Here is a 408-nt window from a genome sequence, read left to right as displayed (position 1 = left end):
GAGCATTTCGCGGTACCCGTCGGCGTTGACCCCAGTGGCAAGCAGTACGGAGCATTTGACCACCCGGCCACCTTCACGCACTTTGATTGTCAACGCGTCGCACGACAGGTAGGCGTACCCGCCGGGGTCCAGGGGGCGATTTCTGAAGTCTGCGACCATCTCGTCGAGTTCTTCCGACATGCGTGAGACTTGGGATTTCGACATGTTGGAAATGCCAAGGGTTGCCACCAGATCGTTCATTCGGCGGGTGGAAACCCCTTTGAGATAGCACGTCGCGATCACGGTCGATAGTGCGCGTTTGGCACGTGAGTGTCGCTCGAGCAGCCAGTCGGGGAAGAACGCGCCGTGGCGCAGCTTCGGCACTGCCACATCGATTGTGCCGACACGGGTGTCGAGGTCGCGGTGGCG

At 60.8% G+C, this 408-nt stretch carries 1 protein-coding gene; it reads right to left on the bottom strand.

The window, feature by feature from the left end:
* Nucleotides 1-408 (bottom strand): transposase (locus HMPREF2617_RS04800; protein ID WP_210400815.1); only part of this gene is annotated, 408 nt, incomplete at both ends.

The sequence above is a fragment of the Corynebacterium sp. HMSC070H05 genome, from assembly GCF_001837615.1.
Lineage (GTDB): Bacteria > Actinomycetota > Actinomycetes > Mycobacteriales > Mycobacteriaceae > Corynebacterium > Corynebacterium coyleae.
This window is presented reverse-complemented; position numbering and strand designations above follow the sequence as displayed.